The organism is Chromatiaceae bacterium, from assembly GCA_016714645.1.
Lineage (GTDB): Bacteria > Pseudomonadota > Gammaproteobacteria > Chromatiales > Chromatiaceae > M0108.
Genome location: JADKCI010000001.1, coordinates 187,772 through 210,630, shown reverse-complemented (window position 1 = coordinate 210,630; position 22,859 = coordinate 187,772). Strand labels below are relative to the sequence as shown.

General features: G+C 65.4%; 19 protein-coding genes and 3 pseudogenes. 8 read left to right on the top strand and 14 right to left on the bottom strand.

What is annotated here, in order from left to right:
- Position 1: 1 nt before the first annotated feature.
- The gene (locus IPN92_00955) at positions 2-238 is read right to left on the bottom strand and encodes a DUF433 domain-containing protein (protein MBK8636891.1); all 237 of its coding nucleotides are present in this window, start codon (positions 236-238) and stop codon (positions 2-4) included.
- Positions 239-422: 184 nt separating this feature from the next.
- On the opposite strand from IPN92_00955, the gene sulP reads away from it, so the two are divergent.
- The 3 genes from sulP (at position 423) to IPN92_00940 (ending at position 3,758) form a co-directional block, all read left to right on the top strand.
- Positions 423-2,222, top strand: coding sequence for a sulfate permease (gene sulP / locus IPN92_00950; GenBank protein ID MBK8636890.1), 1,800 nt, complete (start codon positions 423-425; stop codon positions 2,220-2,222).
- Positions 2,223-2,442: 220 nt separating this feature from the next.
- Positions 2,443-3,453 (top strand): hypothetical protein, encoded by a 1,011-nt coding sequence (locus IPN92_00945; GenBank protein ID MBK8636889.1) that lies wholly within the window; start codon positions 2,443-2,445, stop codon positions 3,451-3,453.
- A 56-nt stretch (positions 3,454-3,509) separates the two neighbouring features.
- Entirely contained in the window at positions 3,510-3,758 is a 249-nt protein-coding gene (locus IPN92_00940) for a hypothetical protein (GenBank protein ID MBK8636888.1), read from the top strand.
- A gap of 55 nt (positions 3,759-3,813) precedes the next feature.
- On the opposite strand, the gene IPN92_00935 is transcribed toward IPN92_00940, so the two are convergent.
- The 4 genes and pseudogenes from IPN92_00935 to IPN92_00920 all read right to left on the bottom strand — a co-directional run bounded on the left by IPN92_00935 (position 3,814) and on the right by IPN92_00920 (position 9,191).
- Positions 3,814-4,491, bottom strand: coding sequence for a hypothetical protein (locus IPN92_00935; protein MBK8636887.1), 678 nt, complete (start codon positions 4,489-4,491; stop codon positions 3,814-3,816).
- A 507-nt stretch (positions 4,492-4,998) separates the two neighbouring features.
- A pseudogene (locus tag IPN92_00930) lies at positions 4,999-5,256 on the bottom strand (hypothetical protein).
- A 172-nt stretch (positions 5,257-5,428) separates the two neighbouring features.
- Positions 5,429-7,936 (bottom strand): glycogen/starch/alpha-glucan phosphorylase, encoded by a 2,508-nt coding sequence (locus IPN92_00925; protein MBK8636886.1) that lies wholly within the window; start codon positions 7,934-7,936, stop codon positions 5,429-5,431.
- Positions 7,937-8,078: 142 nt separating this feature from the next.
- Positions 8,079-9,191 carry a PilT/PilU family type 4a pilus ATPase gene (locus IPN92_00920; GenBank protein ID MBK8636885.1) on the bottom strand — a complete coding sequence of 371 codons (1,113 nt, stop codon included), beginning with the start codon at positions 9,189-9,191 and terminating at the stop codon, positions 8,079-8,081.
- 155 nt (positions 9,192-9,346) lie between these two features.
- On the opposite strand from IPN92_00920, the gene IPN92_00915 reads away from it, so the two are divergent.
- The gene (locus IPN92_00915; GenBank protein MBK8636884.1) at positions 9,347-10,360 is read left to right on the top strand and encodes a WYL domain-containing protein; all 1,014 of its coding nucleotides are present in this window, start codon (positions 9,347-9,349) and stop codon (positions 10,358-10,360) included.
- A gap of 110 nt (positions 10,361-10,470) precedes the next feature.
- Here the strand turns inward: IPN92_00915 and IPN92_00910 are convergent, their stop codons facing one another.
- Positions 10,471-11,319: an ion transporter gene (locus IPN92_00910; protein ID MBK8636883.1), complete on the bottom strand. Its 849-nt coding sequence runs from the start codon at positions 11,317-11,319 to the stop codon at positions 10,471-10,473.
- Positions 11,320-11,497: 178 nt separating this feature from the next.
- Between IPN92_00910 and IPN92_00905 the strand changes: the two genes are divergently transcribed.
- A complete protein-coding gene (locus IPN92_00905; GenBank protein ID MBK8636882.1) occupies positions 11,498-13,435 on the top strand; it encodes a bifunctional anthranilate synthase component I family protein/class IV aminotransferase in 1,938 nt (645 codons plus the stop codon).
- Here IPN92_00905 and IPN92_00900 read toward each other — a convergent pair.
- Both IPN92_00900 and IPN92_00895 read right to left on the bottom strand, forming a co-directional pair.
- Positions 13,427-13,782, bottom strand: a pseudogene (locus tag IPN92_00900) (XRE family transcriptional regulator). The gene IPN92_00905 and the pseudogene IPN92_00900 sit on opposite strands and share 9 nt — an antisense overlap.
- Before the next feature lie 73 nt (positions 13,783-13,855).
- The gene (locus IPN92_00895; protein MBK8636881.1) at positions 13,856-14,299 is read right to left on the bottom strand and encodes a helix-turn-helix transcriptional regulator; all 444 of its coding nucleotides are present in this window, start codon (positions 14,297-14,299) and stop codon (positions 13,856-13,858) included.
- A gap of 167 nt (positions 14,300-14,466) precedes the next feature.
- On the opposite strand from IPN92_00895, the gene IPN92_00890 reads away from it, so the two are divergent.
- Positions 14,467-14,682: a hypothetical protein gene (locus IPN92_00890; GenBank protein MBK8636880.1), complete on the top strand. Its 216-nt coding sequence runs from the start codon at positions 14,467-14,469 to the stop codon at positions 14,680-14,682.
- 307 nt (positions 14,683-14,989) lie between these two features.
- Here IPN92_00890 and IPN92_00885 read toward each other — a convergent pair whose 3' ends face one another.
- Complete coding sequence (locus IPN92_00885; GenBank protein ID MBK8636879.1) at positions 14,990-15,232, bottom strand: hypothetical protein; 243 nt, start codon at positions 15,230-15,232, stop codon at positions 14,990-14,992.
- Here IPN92_00885 and IPN92_00880 point away from each other — a divergent pair.
- Together IPN92_00880 and IPN92_00875 are read left to right on the top strand one after the other, a co-directional pair.
- Positions 15,221-16,231 (top strand): radical SAM protein, encoded by a 1,011-nt coding sequence (locus IPN92_00880; protein ID MBK8636878.1) that lies wholly within the window; start codon positions 15,221-15,223, stop codon positions 16,229-16,231. The genes IPN92_00885 and IPN92_00880 overlap by 12 nt on opposite strands.
- A gap of 278 nt (positions 16,232-16,509) precedes the next feature.
- Positions 16,510-18,256 (top strand): annotated as a pseudogene (locus IPN92_00875) (ATP-binding cassette domain-containing protein).
- Positions 18,257-18,407: 151 nt separating this feature from the next.
- Here the strand turns inward: IPN92_00875 and IPN92_00870 are convergent.
- The 5 genes from IPN92_00870 to IPN92_00850 all read right to left on the bottom strand — a co-directional run bounded on the left by IPN92_00870 (position 18,408) and on the right by IPN92_00850 (position 22,836).
- The gene (locus IPN92_00870; GenBank protein ID MBK8636877.1) at positions 18,408-18,788 is read right to left on the bottom strand and encodes a type II toxin-antitoxin system PemK/MazF family toxin; all 381 of its coding nucleotides are present in this window, start codon (positions 18,786-18,788) and stop codon (positions 18,408-18,410) included.
- Positions 18,760-18,960, bottom strand: a complete 201-nt coding sequence (locus IPN92_00865) for a hypothetical protein (GenBank protein ID MBK8636876.1) — start codon at positions 18,958-18,960, stop codon at positions 18,760-18,762. The genes IPN92_00870 and IPN92_00865 overlap by 29 nt, the downstream gene beginning before the upstream one ends.
- A 149-nt stretch (positions 18,961-19,109) precedes the next feature.
- Entirely contained in the window at positions 19,110-21,017 is a 1,908-nt protein-coding gene (locus IPN92_00860) for an ATP-binding cassette domain-containing protein (protein MBK8636875.1), read from the bottom strand.
- Between the two features lie 10 nt (positions 21,018-21,027).
- On the bottom strand, positions 21,028-22,545 hold the full coding sequence (locus IPN92_00855) for a YifB family Mg chelatase-like AAA ATPase (GenBank protein MBK8636874.1): 1,518 nt from the start codon (positions 22,543-22,545) through the stop codon (positions 21,028-21,030).
- Between the two features lie 27 nt (positions 22,546-22,572).
- Positions 22,573-22,836: an accessory factor UbiK family protein gene (locus IPN92_00850; GenBank protein ID MBK8636873.1), complete on the bottom strand. Its 264-nt coding sequence runs from the start codon at positions 22,834-22,836 to the stop codon at positions 22,573-22,575.
- Positions 22,837-22,859: the final 23 nt, after the last annotated feature.

Below are 22,859 nucleotides of genomic sequence, written 5' to 3'. Positions count from 1 at the left end.
ATTATTGGAAGAAGATAGGGTGAAGCCTGGCAATATGCCTTTCGCGATCCGCGGCGAACCCGAGGCAGGCGCGAATATCCTCCAGATCAAGCTCGGGAAAGTCTTCGATGATATGCTCCGCGGTCATCCCGGCAGAGAGTTGATCCAGGACGTCGTACACCGTAATCCGCAGCCCTCTGATGCAAGGCCTACCGCCCCGCTTGCCAGGCTCGACCGTGATACGCTCTCGATAATTCATTGCCATCTCCGGGGGATAGGAAATCCAACCGCACGGCATCGCCTGTCAATGTGAATCAGCCCCAATCTTTTCAGTTGGTTGGGGGGTTAACTTGGTGCCATTCGGGTCTGGCCCTTTTCCCCCACCAGCCCGCGCGCCGCCTGTTGCCTCTCGGCCGCTCTCGCTCAACACCGGAGACCCTGTCATGAGTGAATCCAAGCCTGCCAACCCTGCCACTCCGGAACCGGGTCGCCTCGCTGCGCGACGGGGATCTACTGACCCGGCCGGCTGGCTGAAGTGGTTGCCAGGCCTGCGGATTCTGCGTCACTACGAGCTTGCCTGGCTGCGCCACGACGTCGCGGCCGGGCTGGTGCTGACCACCATGCTGGTACCGGTCGGCATTGCCTATGCCGTGGCCTCGGGCGTGCCGGGCATCTATGGTCTCTACGCCACCATCATCCCGCTGCTCGCCTATGCGCTGTTCGGCCCGAGCCGCATTCTTGTGCTTGGGCCGGATTCTTCGCTCGCAGCCCTGATTCTTGCCGTCGTTCTGCCGCTGTCCGGTGGCGACCCGCTGCGCGCCATCGCTCTGGCCAGCATGATGGCGGTGGTGTCGGGCGTGTTGTGCATTCTGGCGGGCGTGGCCCGTCTGGGCTTTGTCACCGAGTTGCTCTCCAAACCGATCCGCTACGGCTACATGAACGGTATTGCGCTGACGGTCCTGATCAGCCAACTTCCCAAACTCTTCGGCTTCTCGGTCGACGCGGACGATCCGCTGCGCAAGGTCTGGGAGTTCGCGCAGGCGCTGCTTGCCGGAAAGACCAACGCGGTCGCGCTGCTGGTCGGCGGTGCTACCCTGGTGCTGATCCTGCTGCTCAAGCGCAACAAGCGTTTACCCGGGGTGCTGATCGCGGTGATTGGCGCCACGATCCTCGTCGCGACGCTCGGCCTCGACAACTACGGCCTATCGGTCCTCGGTACGCTGCCCCAAGGCTTGCCGGCCTTCGCCCTCCCCTGGATCACGCCTGACGATGTGGTGCCGGTCCTGATGGGTGGCTTTGCCGTCGCCATCGTCTCGTTCGCCGACACCAGTGTGCTCTCGCGTACCTATGCCGAGAAGACCGCAAGCCAGGTGGACGCAAACCAGGAGATGGTGGGGCTCGGGGTGGCCAACCTCGCGGCCGGCTTCTTCCAGGGCTTTCCGATCAGCAGCAGCTCGTCGCGCACCCCCGTGGCCGAGGCTGCCGGCGCCCGGACCCAGTTGACCAGCGTCGTCGGCGCCCTAGCCGTTACCCTGCTGCTATTGCTGGGGCCCAACCTGCTGCGATACCTGCCGAATACCGCGCTGGCCGCCGTGGTCATCGCCGCGGCCATCGGTTTGTTCGAGATTGCCGATCTGCGACGCATTTATCGTATTCAGCTCTGGGAGTTCTGGCTGTCCATCGGCTGCTGCATCGGAGTGGTCGTGCTGGGCGCCATTCCCGGCATTGGCCTAGCGATCCTGCTCGCGGTGATCGAGTTTCTCTGGGATGGCTGGCGCCCGGACTCGGCCGTGCTGGGTCGCGTCAAGGGTGTCAATGGCTACCACGATATCTCGCGCTACCCCGATGCGCACCTGATTCCGGGCCTGGTCCTCTTTCGCTGGGCGGCGCCATTGTTTTTCGCCAACGCCGAGTGGTTCCACGAGCGCGCCCTCGACGCCGTGGCCGCCTCGCCGACGCCGGTGCGCTGGCTGGTGGTGACGGCGGAACCGGTCACCAGCGTGGACGTCACCGCCGCGGACATCGTCGCCAAGCTCGACGAGACCCTACAGGCGGCTGGTATCGAGCTGTGCTTTGCCGAGATGAAGGATCCCGTCCAGGACAAGCTGAAGCGCTTCGGGCTCTTCACCCGACTTGGCGCGGACGTCTTCTTTCCGACCATCGGCGAGGCCGTGAACACTTATCTCAGAATCCATCCCGAGGTCGCGGTAGAGTGGCGGAAGAGTAAGGAGTCCAGTCACTGACAGGGCGGGCTCTTCGAACGCTCGCGGGACTGTCTTTGAAGGGGATGGCGGAAACGTCGTATGTTAGAAGCCTGCCGCGCCACGTGAAGGTGCCCGCCCGGCTCCAAATATCATGACGTGACACGAGAGGGGCACATTTCCGATGGCTACCCGGATCTAGGTCAACCCCAAGTGATCCGCAGGGTCGCCAAGATGTCGATACGGGAGCTGGAGACTGACCATGTTAAAGCTATTGCACTCCATTTTCAGCGGCGGCGAGGGGCGCGGGCGTTATCCCGCCTCGCTGATCGAGATGGCTATCGAGCGCGCGGTCGAGGGCACGGACCCCCGGGTGCGGGCCCTGCCGGGCTATAGCCATAAGCTGCGCGAGCCCGTCATCCATGCCATCGATCACGTGATCGAACTGGTGGACGCCATCCATGTGCAGCCCGTGACGATCGATGCGGGCAGCCATGGCACCGACCCGCGGCTCGGGGCCCTCTTCGCCTCCCCCGCGAGCATGCTGGACATCCTAGGACGGGATCAGGCGCTCCGTGATTACCTGGACACGGCAGAGGGGCGGCGTGCGTCCCGCGTCCACACCCTGCTCCTGGCGGAGCGCGTGGAACGTAATATCCTGGGCCTGGATCTGGTGGGAGACCAGGTGCGCCGGGACGTGGCCGAGGTCGCGGTCAATTTTTTCGCCCATCGCCTGCTGGAACCGAATGCCGATGCGGACGAGACCCGCCGTCATTTGAAGCGCCGCGCCTTCGACTTTCTCCTCACCCAGGCCTTGGACCGGATCAGTCAGACGAATCTGGAGCGGGTCGACCTGGCCCACCAACGCGACCTGGTAAATCGCAAACTCAGCGCCCTGGAGCGGGGGGGCTGGGGTTTCAAGCTGGCGGAGGGCGAGCAGCCGAATCTCGCCGCCCTGATGGCGGACCTGGACGAGATCACCGCGCACTTACACGCGCTGGGACCGGACCAGGCGATCCTGGAGACCCATCTGGGCATTCTCACCGAGGTGCTGGGCAACGCCGAACATCAGCTTTGGTCCGAGCCGATCACTCTCTTCCTTGATGCCATGAACATTGTCCGCGATGAGCACGACGCCTCTACACGCCGCATCGATCTCATGGAACTGTGCGGTGGCAAGGGCCAACGGCTGGTCATGTTGCCCCTGGTCATAGCCCCGGACCAACTACCCGCCCAAGTGGATTTCCTGGCTGCCGTCCAACGCTACCTGTAACGATCTGGCTGAAGGGGAAGATGCTCAAGCATCCCCTTGATGCCGGGGAGAGCGCCATGCCCCAAATCCTGATGGACCCCGAATCCCGCTCCCTGGGGGAGTGCTTTGCCCTGGTCAGGGCGCGGCGTCGGGATCGGCCGCGCTTTCCCTCGGGCTGCGTCACCCCGGTTGCCGACGCGGTAAGCGCCCTGGCCGGGGCGGACCCGGATCGCCACCTGCATCCGGCCCTCCTTTACGGCCCCTCCCGCTCCTCCGAGGGCCAGCAGGTTTGGTACCTGGTGCGCTGGCTGGAGGCCCTGGGTTAGCGGGCCGGCCGGATCATGGCCCCGGAGGCTGGCCCGCGCGGCCGAGCCTGGATCGTCACCAGAGCAAGGGAACCGCCCCGGTGGCGGGATGGTCCTGGGGGGTCGAAGACGGGGATGGGGCGGGGCGCGGGGCCGGCCGCATCAGCCTTTCCGTCATCTCCTGGGTGATGAGGAGGCTGAAGCCCAGTTCCCGCGCCGCTGCCAGCTCATCGGGCTTGATGGCGAAGATGTTGATGGCCCCGGTGCTGGCGCCGCACACGGCGATGTGCAGGAAGCCATCCGTGCCCTTGCGGCTGTCCAGGACCTGGATGTCCTTGCTGGTCAGTAGTTCCGCCTGGCGCTCCAGGGGGATCTCCTCGCCCTGGCCACATTGCAGGGTACCGTCGTACATGAAGACCTCGACCTCGCCGTCATCGAAGGCCCAGACGCCGTAACCACCCGCATCGGGATTTTTGGCCGTGAAGGCCGCCCAGTCGGTCGCGGACAGGGTCAGGACATTGGCCTCGGCGGTCGGCGCTCCACAATGCTGGCCGATGTCCAGGGGCAGATGGCGGCGTTGGGCGTCGCGCACCTTGATGCCCTGGGCGCGCAGCAGGTCCGCTGCCTTTTCCAGCGGCACGCCCTGGCCCGGGACGCATTGGCGCTGGCCTGCGAATTGGTAAATGGTCACGGTTTCATTGGCACCCAGGGGGGCTGCAACGAGTGAAACGAGGAGGACAGAAAGGGCTTTCATGGGTTCTCCCGACGGCTTGGCTGACTTTGGTCTGACTTCCCTGCTTTTGGGTCCGGGGGCCACATCCAGCGCCCCGGGTCATTTTAGCCCCCCCGAGGCGGCGAAGCCCAACTGGGGTGATGGATGCTCTAACCTCAAAAAAAACCAAACCCCGCGCGGGCGGGGCTTGGCGGTGACGCGGACAGGGATAGGGGCTAGAGGGCGTCAGAATTTATCCATGGGTCGGAAGTTGGGGGGAGAAGGAGAAGGAGAAGGGGAAGGAGCGGGGGCGTTTGGATTGGCCGATCCAGCCGCGGGACTGGGATTGGCCCCCCGGTCGGCGGCGGGCCGTGACGGGGCATAGGCGGGCGGCGCCTTTCTGGCCTCCAGTTCCTCGATGCGTCGCTTCAGGGCATCAATCTCATTCGACTTGGCGCTAGGCGCGGTGGGTGCCGCGCGCGCGGCCGGTGGTGGGGTCGTTACCTGGCTAGGCGCCGGAGCCGGATTGGCCGGTGGCGCCCAGGTGGGGGGCGCGCCGTAGGGGGCCCCATAAGCACCGCCATAAGGGGTGGCACCATAGGCGCCATAAGGCGCACCGTAGGGCGGGACGCCGTAGGCACCCGGGGGAGGGCCATAACCGTAACCGCGGTTGTCGTAATAGTCGTCATCATCGTTGTTACCACCCATCCATCTGCCGGGGCTCATCATGTCCCCGAAGTTGATGGCCAGGGCGGCGGGGGCCTGTAGCAGCAGGGTGGCGCTGGCGGCGGCCAGCAGCAGGGCAATTCTTGGCTTGGGGAATGACACGGCTTAAATTCCTCCGATGGGGTGGGTGTTCTCCTCATGGCTCGCGGTTCTAGTCGCGAATCCCGCCGGCTGTTGACGCCGGTTGGGCAATTACTTACACCCAACCGGCCCCAGGGTCAAACCCAACCCGCGCGGTGGGCTGGCGGTGGCTTCACAAGGCCAGGGGTGCCACCGTCGGTAACCTCCAGATGTCACGGTTATATTCGCCAATGGTGCGATCTGAGGAGAAGCGCCCGCTGTGGGCAGTGTTGAGTATGGCCATGCGCAGCCAGCGCTCGGGGTCGCGGTAGGCGGTGGCGGCGGCTTCTTGGGCGCGGACATAGTCCGGGAAGTCGGCGGCGGTCATCCAGGGGTCATGGGGGTTGCGGATGGCCTGGATGATCGGCTCGAAAAGGCCGGGTTCGAATTGGTTGAAGTGGCCCGACTCCAGCAGGGCCATCACCTCGCGCAGGTGGCCATGGCCCTGAATGATGGCCTGGGGATCATAGCGACCCTGCCTGGCATCGACCGCGGCGGCGGTCATGCCGAACAGGAAGAAGTTGTCCGCCCCCGCCTGGTCGCGGATCTCGATATTGGCGCCATCCAGGGTGCCGATGGTGACGGCGCCGTTCATCATGAACTTCATGTTGCCGGTCCCGGAGGCCTCCTTGCCGGCGGTGGAGATCTGTTCCGATAGGTCGGTACCGGGGGCTATGACCTCCATCACCGAGACCCGGTAGTCGGGGATGAAGGCCAGGCTCAGCAAGCCCTGGGTGTCCTTGTCGCCGTTGACTACCTGGGCCACGTTATTGATCAGCTTGATGATTAGCTTGGCCATGACGTAGCCGGGTGCGGCCTTGCCGCCGATCAGGACGCAGCGCGGGGTCCAATGGGCGGTGTCGCCGCGCTTGATGCGGTTGTAGAGGTGGATGACGTGCAGCAGGTTGAGCAGTTGACGCTTGTATTCGTGGATGCGCTTGACCTGGACATCGAAGAGGGCGGCCGGGTCGAAGTCCACATGGCAATCATGGGCCACCAGGCGGGCCAGGTTTTGCTTGTTGGCGTGCTTGATGGCGCCAAACCGCTCCCGGAAGGCCGGGTCATCCGCCAGGGGGGCGATGCGCTCCAGTTGGCTCAGGTCACGCACCCAGTCCCGGCCGATGGTCTCGTTCAGCAACTCCCGCAGGTCGGGGTTGCACATGGCGAGCCAGCGGCGCGGGGTGACCCCGTTGGTCTTGTTGTTGAACTTGTGGGGCCAGAGTTCGTAAAAGTCGTGGAACAAGCCCTCGATCAGCAGGCGTGAATGCAGCTCGGCCACGCCGTTGACGGAGAAGCTGCCGACGATGGCCAGGTAGGCCATGCGGATCTGGGGCTCGTGTCCCTCCTCGATCAGGGACATGCGACCCTGGCGGGGCATGTCGCCGGGCCAGCGCGAGGCGACCTCGGTCAGGAAGCGGGCATTGATCTCGTAAATGATCTGCAGGTGACGGGGCAGGAGGGACTGGAAGATGCGCACCGGCCAGCGTTCCAGGGCCTCGGGCAGCAGGGTGTGGTTGGTGTAGGCCATGGTGGCGGTGGTGATGGCCCAGGCCGGGTCCCACTCCAGGTGATGCTCGTCCATCAGCAGGCGCATCAGCTCCGCCACCGAGATGGCGGGGTGGGTATCATTGAGCTGGAAGCAATTCTTTGCCGCGAATTGGCTGAAGTCGTTGCCGTGCAGGCGGATCCACTCGCGCAGCACATCCTTGAGACTGGCGCAGGCCAGCAGGTATTGCTGGCGCAGGCGTAATTCCTTGCCGTTCTCGCTGGCGTCGTTGGGGTAGAGCACCATGGTGATGTGCTCGGCGGCGTTCTTGGCGGCGACGGACTCGGGATAGCTGCCGGCGTTGAATTCCCCCAGGTTGAATTCGTCGGTGGCGACGGCCTTCCAGAGGCGCAGGGTGTTGATGGTGTCATTGCGATAACCCGGTATCGGGGTGTCGTAGGGCACCGCCAGCACGTCCTGGGTATCAACCCAGTAGGCCATCAGGCGGCCCCTGTCGTCCTGATGAAAATCGACGCGGCCCCCAAACTGGATGCGCTGGGTATATTCCGGGCGCTCCAGCTCCCAGGGGTTGCCGTCCCGGAGCCAGTGATCCGGCTTCTCAATCTGAAAGCCATTGTCGAAGCTCTGGCGGAACATGCCGTATTCATAGCGCAGGCCGTAGCCCTTGACCGGCAATTGCAGGGTGGCGCAGGAATCGAGAAAGCAGGCCGCCAGTCGGCCCAGGCCGCCGTTGCCCAGGCCCGCGTCGGGCTCGGTGGCGGCGATCTCCTCCAGCAGCAGGCCGAGGTCGTAGAGACCCTGTTCCGCCGCGTCGGCCACCCCCAGGTTGAGCATGGCGTTGGAGAGGGCCCGGCCCATCAGGAATTCCAGGGACAGGTAATGGGCGCGCTTGCAGTCGGCCTCGTCCTGGGCCTGGCGAGTGCCCTTCCACCGTTCCATCAGACGGTCGCGCATGACCACCGACAGGGCGCGATAGGGGTAATAGGTGGAGCGGCAATCCTTGTCCCGACCAAAGGTGCTGGCGTAATAGCGCTTGAAGTCCAGCGCTAACCCCTCCGGACTCAGGGAGAGGGGCGGCAGGTCGAAGAGCCTGTCATTGGGCTGGCTTTGGTTCAGGTCGATAAAGGGCGACATCAAGTGGGCTCCATGAGTGGACGAAAGGATTCATTAGGGGGCGCCATTTCAAGGATAAGCGGATCAGATGACAACCTGGGCCATGCCCCGGCAATATCCACGCAAAATTCGCGCCCGGAACGGGCTGGATACCGGGAGGGCTTCAAGGGACGAGCGGCTCCCCGGCCAGCGGGGCCGCTTCCCCCTGACCCCCGGCCTCCTCGAGGCGGATGCGCAGGGCCAGGTCGTTGCGGGAATCCGCGTTGACCAGGGCCTCCTCCAGGCTGATGCGCCCGCTGCTGTAAAGCTGGTAGAGGGACATGTCGAAGGTCTGCATGCCGGGGATGTCGCTCTGGCGCATGGCCTCCTTGATGCCCTCGATCTCGCCCTTGAGGATGAGGTCGGCGATATAGCGCGTCAGGCGCATCACCTCCACCGCCGGGGCCCGCCCGCTGCCGTCCCGGGCCGGGATCAGGCGCTGGGAGACGATGGCGTGGAGGTTCAGGGCCAGGTCCATGCGCACCTGCTGGCGGTGGTTTTCGGAAAAGAAGCTCAGGATGCGGTCGATGGCCTGGTTGGCGTTGTTGGCGTGCAGGGTGGAGACGCACAGATGGCCGGTCTCGGCATAGGCCAGGGCGTGCCGCATGGTCGCGGCGTCGCGGATCTCGCCAATGAGGATGACGTCCGGGGCCTCGCGCATGGCGTTCTTGAGCGCCGCCTCGTAGGAGAGGGTGTCGATGCCCACCTCGCGCTGGTTGACGATGGACTTCTGGTGTTCGTGGGTGAATTCGATGGGGTCCTCAATGGTGAGGATGTGGCCCCGGCTGTTGCGGTTGCGGTGGTCGATCATGGCGGCCAGGGTGCTGGACTTGCCCGATCCGGTGGCCCCGACCACCAGCAGGAGTCCCCGCTTGATGCTGATGAGTTCGGCCAGCATCGGGGGCAGCGAAAGCTCCGCGAAGGTCGGAATGCGGTCCTTGATATAGCGGATCACCATCGCCGGTCCGCCGCGCTGGCGGAAGACATTGACCCGGAAGCGCCCAATCCCCTTCAGCTCCACCCCCAGGTTGCACTCCCAGGTCTGGGCCAGTTCCCGCTGCTGGCCCTCGTCCATCACGCAATGGGCCAGGGCCAGGATCTCCTCGCTGCTCAGGACCCGGTCGCCAAAGGGTAGGAGGGTCCCATCCACTTTCAAATGCGGCCGCGCGCCCTCGCTGAAAAAGAGGTCGGAACCCTGCTTGGCGGCCATGACTTTGAGAAAGGGATCGAGGTTCACGCGCTATTCCAGCCTCGGTGGGGCAATGGGGTGGGAATGTGCAGGGAAGCGGGGGGGTGCGTCAAGCCCCGTGACGGGCTAAAGGGGCGATGCCTGCCACTTCAGACCGATCGATGCGTCACACTCTGACCGATTCTCCCGGGTATACTGGCGCCATGAGCGCTACCTATCAGAGCCGTATCCAACGCCTCCGCCGTCTGGAGGCCCTGCTGCCAACCGCCACCGCCACGCCCGCCGACTGTCCGGACGGGGGTCGGCTGCTGCAAATCCTCGGCGATGATTATGGCGCCAGTGATGTCCCGGCGCGCCGCCGGGCCCTGCAACGCGACCTCATGGATCTGCTCAAGGAGGGGCGTATCGCGGCGGTGAACCCGGGTGGCAAGCCCCTGCGTTACCGGCGCCTGGGCGATGACCTGGCGGAGGACCCCCTCATCTGGGAATACACCCTGCGGCAGGTCAGGGACCTGATCGCCGAGGCGGTGCCAGAGCGGCGGCTCGACCGCCTGTGGGAGCGCCTGCTGCATGAAGTCGAGGGTCCGCTCCTCGATGCACGGCGACTGCGCTGTGTTCCCGATACCCTGAGGCTGCGCCCGGTCGAACTCTACCCCGAACTTCTTCAGGCGGTGGTCCAGGCCCTGGCGCAACGCCGGGCCCTGCTCATTCAGTACCAGGATGCCGCGGGCGAACGCGGCGAAGCGGTCATCCACCCCCAGGCCCTGGTCCAGCGGGGCCCCATCCCCTACCTGCTGGCCCTCAAGAATGATGAAGTGGGGCCGGTGCGCTTTTACGCCCTGCACCGCATGATCCGCGCCCAGGTCCAGGTCGGGACGCCGGCCAGGGCGGCGACGGGTTTCGATCTGGACCAGGCCATCGCCTCGGGCAAGATCGACTTCGGCCAGGGCCGGCTGATCGACCTGGAGCTGCGGGTGCGGGGTTATCTGGCGACCCTGCTGGAGGCCTGTCCGCTCAGCGATAACCAGCGCCTGGACGATGAGCCCGATGACTCCGGCTTCCTGCTGCGCGTCACCGCCCGCCTCCCCTCCACCGGCCAGTTGCTGCGCTGGTTGCTCGGGGCCGGCGACAACCTGGAGGTCATGGCCCCCGCCGAGTTGCGCCGGGTGGTGGCCGCACAGTCGGCCAAGACGGCGGCACTTTATGCCGAGGGCTGAAGGCTGGGTCTCGATATTTCCATGCGGCCGTCAGTTCCCCGATATGGCGTACGGATGGAATATTTGAGTGTTGCCATTGATAGTCTTTGAACGGTTGAGGGAAGGGGTATTTATCCTTCCCCCCCGTCAGGGAGGATCTGGGGAAACAGTTGACTCCCGCAACGGCTGCAAAAAGCCGCCTCGGCCTCGTGGCGCTTTTTATGACAGTGCGGGCAGTCGTGCTCGTTTTGAGCAACCTGGCGCATGGCGCGGTTCAGTTCGGCAGTGAAGATGCCCGTGGGCACCGCGATGATGGAATAGCCGGTGATCATCACCAGGGTGGCGACCATCTGTCCCAGGGGCGTCTTGGGGGTGATGTCGCCGAAGCCCACCGTGGTCAGGGTCACTACCGCCCAGTAGATGCTGGTGGGTATGCTGGTAAAGCCGTGCGCGGGACCCTCGATCACATACATCAGGGCCCCGTAGACCGTGACCAGGGAGGAGACGCCGACCAGGAAGACGATGATCTTCTGGCGGCTGCCGCGCAGGGCGATGAGCAGGTAGTTGGCCTGGCTCAGGTACTGGCGCAGCTTGAGGATCCGGAAGATGCGGATCATGCGGATGACCCGGATGATCAGTAGATACTGGGCGTCGGCGAAGGCCAGGGCCAGGATGGCCGGCAGCAGGGCCAGCAGATCGACGAGGCCGAAAAAGCTGAAGGCGTAACCCAGCGGCTTGGGCGAGCAGTAGAGGCGCAGCCCGTATTCCAGGGCAAAGAGGGCGGTGAAGGCCCATTCCAGCTGATTGAAGAGGTCGCGGTATTGGCTGTGCATGCCCTCGATGCTATCCAGCATCACCACCACCAGGCTGGCCAGGATGGTCAGCAGCAAGGCTGTGTCAAACCGCCGGCCCGCCGGGGTGTCGGACTCGAAGATGATGATGTAGAGGCGCTGTCTGTCAAAGAGGGGTCTGGAATGCATGGGGATAAAATAACCTCTGGGGCCGTGTCGCGGCCTGGTGCCCGCCGGGCCAGGCGGCGGTTGGCAGCCGGCTGCCGAACCCATCGCGGCGATCGCCGCCGGCGTGAAATTCTAGATTACCCGGGATCGCGCGCCATGCAAGCCGGGCTAACTGCTTTCCAGGTTATTTGACGTCGCGATGCAAGTTTTCGCCCTGCTGGACGACTGTGCCGCGACCGAGGCCATGCCGACGAGCCGGCTCTACACCGGTTTCGTGCGCGAGTACCGGTGCGACGACCCCCCGCGCCTGGACGAGGTCTGGCGCCAGGCGCAGGGCGAGATGCGGGCTGGGCGGCATGCGGTGGTGCTGGCGGATTTCGAGTGGGGGGTGCGTCTCCAGCGCGGGGACGATAGGGGCATGGCGCCGGGAGAGCGAGGGGCCTTGCGCCTGCTGATCTTTTCCTCCCTGCGGCGTCTGTCCCGTCAGGCGGTGGATGCCTGGCTGGCGGCCCGCGAGCGCGATGCGCTGGGCGGGGAGGGGGGCCAGGGCGCTCCCCTGGACGCCGGGATCCCCGGTCCCGCGCCCGCCGGCGTTTGCGACCTGCGGCCCAGCTTGGGCCGCGCCGCTTTTGGTGAGGCCCTGGCCCGCATTCAGGAGGCGATCGTCGCCGGCGAAACCTATCAGGTCAACTTCACCTATCGCCTCGACCTGCGCGTCCTGGGGTCGCCCCTGAGCCTTTACCGCCGGTTGCGCGCCCGCCAACCGGTGGCCTTTGGGGCCTTCCTGTCGCTCCCGCCCGGGGCCCACGCGGACGAGCCGACGCAGGTGTTGTCCTGCTCCCCCGAGCTGTTTCTGCGCAATCAAGGGGGCCGGCTTCAGGCCAGGCCGATGAAGGGCACGGCGACGCGGGCCGGGGCGGGCGAGGATGAGACGGTGATCGCGCGGGAGCTCAGCCGCAATCCTAAGACCCGGGCCGAAAACCTCATGATCGTCGATCTCTTGCGCAACGATCTCGGGCGGGTGGCGTGCACGGGCAGCGTGCGCGTGCCGGAGCTGTTCGCGGTGGAAACCCACCCGACCCTCCTGCAGATGACCTCCACCATCGAGGCCGATTTGCCGCCGACGGTGAGCTTTCCCGAGGTCCTGCGGGCGACCTTCCCCTGCGGCTCGATCACGGGGGCGCCCAAGCATCGCACCCTGCACTGGATCAGGGCCCTCGAAACCCGCCCCCGGGGCCTCTACACCGGTGCCCTGGGCTGGATCGAGCCACCGACGGGCGAGCGGGCGGGGGCCGCCTGCGGGGATTTCTGTCTGTCGGTGGCCATCCGCACCCTGACGCTGGGTGCCGCGGCGCCGGGCCAGTCGCCCCGGGCACTGCGTTTGGCAAGCCTGGGCATCGGGGCTGGCATTGTCAGCGATAGCCAGGCCGATGAGGAATACGACGAATGTCAGTTGAAGGCGCGTTTTCTGACCGAGCTCGACCCGGGCATTAGTCTCTTCGAGACCCTCTATGCCAGCCGCGAGGAGGGTATTCGTCACCTGGAGCGCCATCTGGCGCGGCTTGGGCGCAGCGCGGATTTCCTGGGATTCAGATTACCGCTGACGGAGATTCGCCAGGCCCTGGTGGCGCGGGAGGCGACCCTGACGGCGGGCATCCCTTTTCGCCTCAAACTGATACTGCACAAAAATGGCGGCTACGAGCTGGCTGCAGCCCCGCTCGACGCTTTGCCCCCCGGGCCGCTTGGCCTACTAATCGCTCCCACGCCGGTGGACGAGGCCGACCCGCTGCTGTGTCACAAGACGACCTGGCGCGCCCGCTATGACCGGGCCATCGCCGCCGCCATCAGCCAGGGCGCCTTCGACATGCTGTTCCACAACCGTGCCGGCCGGGTCACGGAGGGTGCCCGCAGCAATATTTTCCTGAAGCTTGACGGCGCCTGGGTCACGCCGCCCCTGAGCGCGGGGGTGCTGCCCGGCGTGATGCGCGGCGTCCTGCTGGATGATCCGGCCTGGGGCGCGCGCGAGGCCCCGATCACCCTGGCGGACCTCGACCGCGCCGAGGCGATCCGGGTGTGCAACGCCCTGCGCGGGGTGCGCGAGGCACGGCTGATCAGGGGGTCTTTACCCCTAACCTGATTTGCCGAGTACCATTCGGGGCGCCTCCTGGTCCGCCAGGTACGGCCGCAGTACCTCTGGGTGTTCACGCGCCAGCCGAGCCACCAGCAAGGCGCTGCCGGGCGGTGGAAAGCGCCCCTGCTCCCAATCGCGCACCGTAGCGACGGGTATACGCAACAGCCAGGCAAATGTCAGTTGCAACAGCCCAAGACGGCCCGCGCCTCCCGCAGCGCCAATTGCGCCGGTGTGTAGGTCCGTCCCCATGCGCCCATCGCCATTTCCGCCAGCGACTGCCGGATGTCCGGTACCGGCTCGACTGCGTCCGCCTCGATGGCCGCCGCTATTCGCTCCAGATCATCGCTTGTCATGTCTTGTATTCCGGAATGTCCTGGGGCTGGATTTTGGCCTGCCTCATATACCACCGGCTTGCTCGGGGGATGGTTACTGCTGCTTGCCCTTCAGCAGGGCAATGATCTCCCTTAGATTTTGGTTCTCCTCCTTCAAATAGCCGATCTCACGATCCTTCTGCGCGACAATCATTCCGGCCTTTTCAAGCTCATGGGCGCACTGCGCTTCGCTCAAGAGAATCGTATGGCCAAGGTTGCTTTGAGTGTTAGTGCAGTTCTCGGCGAAGTTGAAGACCGTCCTCTCCCCGCCGTTCAGCAAGTCCGTCGGATCGATCCCGATTGCCTCGGCGAGCTGATGGAGCTTATCCAGTTTGACGTTCGCCTCTCCCCGCTCGATCTTGGCGTAGGTGTTGACCGCCCAGCCGAGCTTTTCGGCCAACGCCTCCTGGGTCCAGCCCTTGCAGAGCCGCATCACCTTCAGTTTCTCGTTAATCTGCACCCAATCCTCCGGAAACGCGTTGTAATCGCCAATTTTCATTCTGTTATCTCTCTTTCCCGTAACGTGGAGTACCACGACATTAGTTGGATTTGCCTGCTGCCACCGCTGGTCCAGCGGATCCGCTGGCGGACCTTGAGGCTTTTCCCCCCTCTTTAGCGACCTAGAGTAGATGTCAGATTATGGAACCAGAGACTTTTGAGACATTCGTGCATGATGGTAAGACTTTCAAAGTGGGTACTTTCATCCGGGAGAATAGCCACTACGTAAAGGTGTTTCAGGACGGTATGCAAGTAAGCCCGGAATACTCGGCTACGTTCGACGTGGGTTTTGATTTTTTCCAGAAATTTCAGGACAAAATCGTTAATGAATTGAGCAGGATCGCGCAAGAAGATATTCGCAAAGGCATCTATTACAAGCCCTGACGAACGGCCGTTTCCTTCGAGGTGACGGGTTGCCCGTTAGGCAATAACGGGTTCAGGAGTACTTGCGTGCTGAACATGTCATCAAGCCGTGCCACCCTATCGCGGATGACTGTGAGTTCGGACCCCTCGCAGGCGTAAATTCAGAGATCGTGCCAATGCAACCAGCGCTTCGCTTCCCGATCAACTCCGGCGTCTTCAGCCGCGTCTACCGCTGGCCAGACAAGACTGTCGCCATCGCCTATCACACCCCCTCCCGTTCCGCGAGCACCCTGGAGGGAGATTCCGCCGAGGTCTGGTGGCGGCTCTTTCAGTCCCGTGGGCAATCGATAGCGCCCTGGAGTATATGCTCGCCCACGGCGAGTTCGGCCCAGACGCCCGGGGCGAAGCTATCTCTACACTCGCGGCGTTCGGGTAATCCCTGGAGGCCTCGAACCTGATCGAGGGACCCAGCAACCAGGGTCCAACCTGTGGCCCCACCGTCGGCGTCGCCGATCTCGCCAGCCCGCAACGCAATGTCGAGCAGGCCATCGGCCAACTGATGGGCGATCACCGCGTCTGCTATTCCCTCACCCTAGAGACCACCTACCGCTGTAACGAGCGGTGCGTCCACTGCTACCTCCCGGACGAGACCCACCTAAACGAACTGACGCTCGACCAGATCGACCGGCTCTTCGGGGAGTTCCACGCCCTGGGCGGTTTCAGCCTGGGCCTGACGGGTGGCGAAGTCGGCGTCCGCAAGGACTTCGCGGACATTCTCGACCTGGCCAGGAAATACGGGTTTCTTACCGGCACCTTGAGCAACTTGACCCGGTTCTCGGACGCCATGCTGGCGCGGATCATCGAACACCGGCCGAAGTCCGTCTCCTGCAGTATCTACTCCGCCGACCCGGCGATCCACGATGGGGTCACCCGGCTGGAGGGCTCGTTCCAACGCAGTCTGCGGGCCATCGAGACCCTGCGGGAGGGTGGGGTCACCGTCGCCATCAAGACCTTCTTGATGAAGCACACGGCCGCCGGCTGGCGGGAGGTCGAGGCCCTGGCCGAGCGGTTGGGCTGCGGCTTCCAGATGGACTTGAGTATCACCGCGAAGAATGACGGGGGCCACTCGCCCTTAGCGCAACGGGTCCTGGACCCCGCGACCCTCCAGGATGTCTTCCGCTCGCCCCTCTACCGCCTCACCATCATGGGCGAGCCCCTGGGGTCCGGTCAGGGACCTGACCAGACGGCCAGCCTCTGCGGGGCCGGGGCCGCCGGCCTGGTGGTATCACCGGACGGGACCGTCCAGCCCTGTATTGGCATGACGGAGGCCCTCGGCAAATTCCCCAGCGACGCCCTCGCCAGCATCTGGCACGGCGCCCCCTTCTTCCAACGCTGGGCGGCCCTGACCCTGGCGGATGTGCCTTGCGGTCAACGCGCCGACCTCCGGACGTGCAGCCGCTGCCCCGGGGCCTGGCATGCGGAGCACGGGAGCTATACCCAGCCCACCGAGTACAACTGCCTTCTCGCCCATGCCTGGTCCGGCGCATCCCGGCAGGGGTCTGTTCCTTAACGCGCCTTCCACTGGAGACTGCCGATGAAACTTTCAATCGAAATCCATTGCTATTCCCCATGCAATACATGCGGTTGCTCAAAAAATTTCGAAAGTAATTGTGGGATTGCTTGGCGCACCGGGGCTTAAGCCGGTAATAGCCTGGGCGGGGCCGCTTGGCCCCGCCTCTTTAGTTCAATTCATAAGTTCAAGGAAAGATCTGACGGCCTGGGGGTAATCAGGGCCCCTGGGATTCGTTGGCCATTGTTTTGACGCATTACCAACAAGTGGCCAGCGCCATGAACGTATCCGAGAGCATCTTCGGCTTTGCGCGGCCCTATCTGCGACAGATCCTGGTCGCGGTAATGGTGCTCATTGTCTCATCGGGGGCGGTTCTCTCCTTTGGCCGGTCGCTCCAGTTGGTTGTCGATTCCGGTCTAATCTCGGGCTCGGGGCCGGCCCTCGACCAGTCCCTAGTCTTCTTCCTCTTCGTCGTCATGACCATGGCGGTGGCTGGCCTGGCCCGCTCCTACCACCTCGCCTGGATTGGCGAGCGGGTGGTTGCCGACATCCGCACTGCGGTCTTCGGGCGGGTCCTCGGCCTGGACCTGGGGTTTTTCGAGACTAACCGAACGGGGGAGATCATCTCCCGCCTGACTGCGGATACGGCCCTGGTCCAGATCCTGGTGGGCACCAGCCTGGCCATGGGCTTGCAGACCGCGATCCTGGCGCTCGGCAGTCTGATGATGATGGCCCTGATCAGCCCCCGGCTAACCGGTCTGGTACTGCTTGGCATCCCACTCGCGCTACTTCATCTGTGGTTGATCGCTTACCGACTGAAGCGGGTGTCGCGCGCCAGTCAGGACCGCATCGCCGATGTCGGCGCCTATGTGGATGAAGTGCTGAACGCCATCCGGACCGTGCAATCCTTTTGTCACGAGTCCGTCGATCAGACCCGCCATGGTCAGCGGGTGGAGTCCGCCTTCGCGACAGCCATTCGGCGCGCACGGCTCGGAGCTTTTGTCGGTGCAATCCCCACCGCCTTGACCTATGGCACCATCGGCGTGGTGTTATGGATCGGCGGTCATCGGGTCCTAGCGGGCACGCTGAGCGGCGGTGAACTGACCGCCTTTCTGTTTTATGCGCTGCTGTTGGGGAGCTGCGTGGGCGGTCTGAGCGAGATCGCCGGCGAACTGATGCGTGGTCTCGGTTCCAGTGAACGGCTGATGGAATTGCTGGCGACCGAACCCCAGGTTGGCTCGCCCCAACAACCGCAGACACTCCCTGCTCCAGTCCGGGGGCGGGTCGAATTCCAGAATCTGCGCTTCGGCTATCCAGCCCATCCCGAGCGGACGGTGCTCCATGACCTCACCGTCCGAATCGAGCCCCGGAGCCCGGATCGCCTTGGTGGGTCCGTCCGGGGCCGGCAAGACGACTCTGCTCCAGCTCCTGCTGCGGTTTTACGATCCGCAACACGGCAGCATCCGGTTCGATGGGATCGACCTGCGGGACCTGGACCTCCGGGACCTGCGTGGTCACCTGGCCCTGGTCCCCCAGGACCCGGTGATCTTCAGCGGGGACGCCTGGGAGAACATCCGCTACGGACTGGACACCGCGAGCGACGACGCGGTACGCCGCGCCGCCGAGGCCGCCCATGCCACCGAATTTCTTGACCAGCTCCCGGACGGTTTCGGCACCTTCCTGGGCGTATGTGGCGTGCGCCTCTCCGGCGGCCAGCGCCAGCGGATCGCAATTGCCCGGGCCATCCTGCGCGATCCGGCCCTGCTCCTGCTTGACGAGGCCACCAGCGCCCTCGACGCCGAGAGCGAGCGGCTGGTCCAGCTCGCCATGGAGGAACTGATGAAGGGCCGCACCAGCATCGTCATCGCCCACCGGCTGGCGACCGTGCGCAAGGTGGACCGCATCCTGGTATTCGACCAGGGATGCCTGATCGCCCAGGGCACGCATGAGGAACTCATGAACCAAGGGGGGCTATATGCGCGCCTGGCGGCACTGCAATTTCGCGAGGATGGCCTCGGCAGGTAGCCTTGACCGGGCGCGCTAAATTGACCGGCGTTACCGGCGGGCACCCCATCTCGCTCCAGGTCCCCGCCGTGGCGCGCTGAACTAGGCGCCTGGATTGGTCGCCCCTGTTCGAAGTTGGCGCCCAGGGCGTCCAGGTCGGACGCCTTGATTGTCACGCTCGGTTGCGAATTTCGATCTGGGTAAAGCTTGATTTCTCGCAGCCAAGGTATTGGCAGATCCCGGCAAGGATGCGCTCGAATGCCAGTCGATTGAGTCGCCCAACCCGGCGTACAACCAGAGATTGATTGAGCGTGAAAATCTTATCCGGTCGGACGATGCTGGCCTTTGGCAATTGGCCAAGCTCAAAGTCGCTGTCGCGCAGGGGTACCCGGACCCGGTGATGGGTTTGAGATGTGACTTGGGCTGCAAGGAAATCGCCACTTACCATCACATCGGTCATGACCAAAACTGGCCGCAACTTACTTGCCGAGAGGTCCGTGAAGGGGAAGGGCAGCAGGACGATGTCACACGGTTGGGGCATGATTCCAGACATCGTCGTCCTCGTTGTCCCAATCGCCTGTGGCGCTCTGCTGGGCAAGCATCAGCTCCCGGTCCTCCCGGCAGCTCTCGCGCAGGGCCAAAAAATGGGCAAAATCGAGCACTTCCTGCGCCGCGGGTGAGGGCAGTCTCTTGACCGATTCGTAGATAAGTTCGGCAGTGTTCATGGTGGAGTACCTGGGATGTCAAGCCCCGGGAAATGATTAATCTCTGAAACGAACAGTTCCGGCTGCTTGATCTGCCACTGTTCGAGGGCCTCAAAGGGGCAGAGATGGCCGAGTGCCCGCTGGGGCATGTGGTGATTATAGACGGTGACCTAGCCCCCCAGTGCCTCCTCCAATTCCTCGCTGGTGATGAGCCAGTCGGCTTCCGCTTCCTCCTGCTCGGTGTCAAGGCGCTGCTTGTCGGCCAGCAGTGTCAGCAGGCGGGGCTTGCCCTCGGCCTCGTAGAGGCTGGGTTCGGCGAGGGCGGTCTCCAGGGCGGCGCGGCGGGCGGCGAGGTGATCGAGACGGGCCTCCAGTTTCTGAAGACGCTGGCGCAGGGGCTGGAGGCGTTTTCGCTCCTCGGCCTCCTGGCGGCGCTGATCCTTGCGAATGGCGGCGGATGTCTCCCCGGCGGGGGCGTCGTCCGGGTCCGCCAGTTCCTCGGCCCGGGGCTGGCGGCGCAGCAGCCAGGTGGGATAGTCGTCCAGGTCGCCCTCGAAGGGGGCGACCCGCCCGCCGTCCACCAGCAGGAGCTGGTCCACGGTGACCCGCAGCAGGTGGCGGTCGTGAGAGACGACCACCAGGGCGCCCTCGAAGTCTTGTAGGGCCTCGCCCAGGGCCTCGCGCATCTCCAGGTCCAGGTGGTTGGTGGGTTCGTCCAGTAGCAGGAGGTTGGGCCGGCCCCAGATGACCAGGGCCAGGGCCAGGCGCGCCTTCTCGCCGCCGGAGAAGGGGGCGACGGGCTCCAGGGCCTTGTCGCCGGCGAAGTCGAAACCGCCCAGGTAGCTACGCAGGGCCTGTTCCGTCGCCTCCGGAGCCAGGCGTTGGAGATGGCGGAGGGGGCTGTCGTCCGGACGGAGCTGGTCCATCTGGTGTTGGGCGAAGTAGCCGATGCTCAGTCCCTGGGCCTGGCCCTGGTGGCCGCTGGCGAGGGGCAGTTGGCCGGCGAGGACCTTGATGAGGGTGGATTTGCCGGCGCCGTTGGGGCCGAGGAGACCGATGCGGTCGCCCGGCTCCAGGCTCAGCCGCACCTTGTGCAGAATGATCTTGTCGCCATAACCGGCGCGGCCCTCGTCCAGGGTCAGGAGGGGGCGCGGCAGACTGGGCGGGGCGCGGAAGGCGAAATGAAAGGGGCTGTCGACATGGGCCGGGGCGATGCGCTCCATCCGCTCCAGGGCCTTGATGCGGCTTTGGGCCTGGCGGGCCTTGGTCGCCTTGGCGCGGAAGCGCTCGACGAAGCCCTGGATGCGGCTGATCTCCTGTTGCTGGCGGACAAAGGCGGCCTGGCGCTGGCTCAGGCGTTCGGCGCGCAGGGCCTCGAAGGCGCTGTAGTTGCCGGTGTAAAAATTTAGTTGGCCCTGCTCGATATGGGCGATCTGGCGGACGATGCTGTCCAAAAAGTCGCGGTCGTGGGAAATCAGCAGGAGGGTGCCGGGATAGTTGCGCAGCCAGGTCTCCAGCCAGATGACCGCGTCCAGGTCCAGGTGGTTGGTGGGTTCGTCGAGGAGCATGAGGTCGGAGCGGCACATGAGGGTGCGCGCCAGGCCCAGGCGCATGCGCCAGCCCCCGGACCAGCTAGACACCGGGCGTCGTTCCTCGCCGGGGTTGAAGCCCAGGCCGTGGAGCAGGCGGGCGGCGCGGCTCTCGGCGGTATAGCCGCCGATGGCCTCCAGGCGGGCGTGGAGTTCGCCCTGGCGCAGGCCGTCCCCCGCCGCCTCAGCTTCAACCAGGTCACGCTGTACCTGGCGCAACTCGCGATCGCCGTCCATGACCAACTCGATGGCGGGCTGGTCGCCGCTCGGGGTCTGCTGGGCGACGTGGGCGATCTCCCAGCCCGGGGGGACCAGGACCTCGCCGGCGTCCGGGTGAAGCTCGCCCTGGATGAGGGCGAAGAGGCTCGACTTGCCGCAGCCGTTGGCCCCCACCAGGCCCACCTTCTGACCGGGATAGACGCACAGGTCCGCGGCTTCGAGGAGGAGGCGGGTGCCCCGGCGCAGATCGATCCGACGGAGTTGCAGCATGGCGGGTGGTCTAGCCTTGGGGGTTGCGGTCCAGCCGCCGGTAGCCGATGGCCTCGCCCAGGTGGAGGGGGGTGATGGTCTCGCGACCGGCGAGGTCGGCGATGGTGCGCGCGACCTTGAGGACCCGGTGATAGGCGCGGGCGGACAGCCCCAGGCGACTCATGGCCTGGGCCATGAGTCGCCGGCCATCCTCGTCCAGGGGGCAATGAATATCGATCTCGCGGGGCTCCAGGCCCTGATTGGGCTTGCCGTGGCGGGCGAGCTGGCGGGTGCGGGCGATCTCGACCCGGCCACGCACCTGGGCACTGGTCTCGGCGCTGGCGTCCGGCGGGGCGTTCATCTCTTCCGGCCGCGGGCGCGGCACCTCCACGTGCAGGTCGATCCGGTCCAGCAGGGGGCCGGAGATGCGGCCCCGGTAGCGGGCGACCTGCTCCAGGGTGCAGCGGCAGCGCCCCGCCGGGTCACCGAGATAACCACAGGGGCAGGGGTTCATGGCGGCCACGAGCTGAAAGCGGGCGGGGAACTCGGCCTGGCGCGCGGCGCGGGAGATGTGGATGCGCCCAGACTCCAGGGGCTCCCGCAGCACCTCCAGCACCCGGCGGTCGAACTCCGGCAGTTCGTCGAGAAAGAGGACGCCCAGGTGGGCCAGGGAGATCTCGCCGGGGCGCGGATTGCCGCCGCCACCCACCAGGGCCACGCCCGAGGCGGTGTGGTGAGGGGTGCGAAAGGGCCGCTGGCGCCAGCGCGCCGGGTCGAAGGCCTCCAGGCCGCTGACCGAGCGAATGGCGGCGGTCTGGAGGGCCTCCTCCTCGCTCAGGGTCGGCAGCAGGCCGGGCAGGCGGCTGGCGAGCATGGACTTGCCGGTACCCGGGGGGCCCAGAAAAAGCAGGCTGTGACCGCCAGCGGCGGCGATCTCCAGGGCCCGCTTGGCCTGGGGTTGGCCGCGCACCTCGGACAGGTCCGGGTACTGGGTCGCGACCAGGGCGATCTCCTCGGAGACATAAGTCGCCAGGGGCGCCTCGCCGTTGAGATGGGCGCAGACCTCCAGCAGGTGGTCGGCGGGGAGGACGCGCAGGCCCCGGACCAGACCCGCCTCGACGGCGTTCTGGCGCGGCAGGACCAGGGCGCGGCCGGCCTCGCGGGCCGCCAGGGCCGCCGGCAGTACCCCTTGCACGGGTCTCAGGGCGCCGGAGAGGGCGAGTTCGCCGAGGAATTCCAGGTCCGCCAGCCCCTGGGTCTTGAGCTGGCCCGAGGCCCCCAGCACCCCCAGGGCGATGGGCAGGTCGAAGCGCCCGCCCTCCTTGGGCAGGTCCGCCGGCGCCAGGTTGACGGTGATGCGCCCGGCGGGAAACTGGAAGTGGCCATTGTGGAGGGCGCCGCGCACCCGGTCCTTGCTCTCCCGGACCGCCATCTCGGGCAAGCCGACGATATTCATGCAGGGCAGGCCACCGGCTAGCTGGACCTCCACGGTCACGGGCGGCGCCTCCATGCCCACGCGGGCGCGGCTGTTGAGGATGCAGAGGCTCAAGGGGGTGGCAGGGTGGGTGCCGGGCGACTAGCGCGCGGGTCCGTCGGGCCTTAGCGCTCGCTCCAACTCCGCCACCTGGGTCTCCAGGCGCTCCAGTTTAGCGCGCGTGCGGGCCAGGACGGCGCTTTGGACATCGAATTCCTCCCGGGTCACCAGGTCCAGCCTGGACAAGCCGGCCTCCAGGCCAGCGCGCAGGTTACGGTCGATATCTTGGTGCAGTGCCTGGAGTCCCTGGGGCAGGCTGCCGGCCAGGCGCCGGGTCAGGTCGTCGAGATATTTGGGGTCCAACATGGTGGTCACCTGGGGCTGGGGGG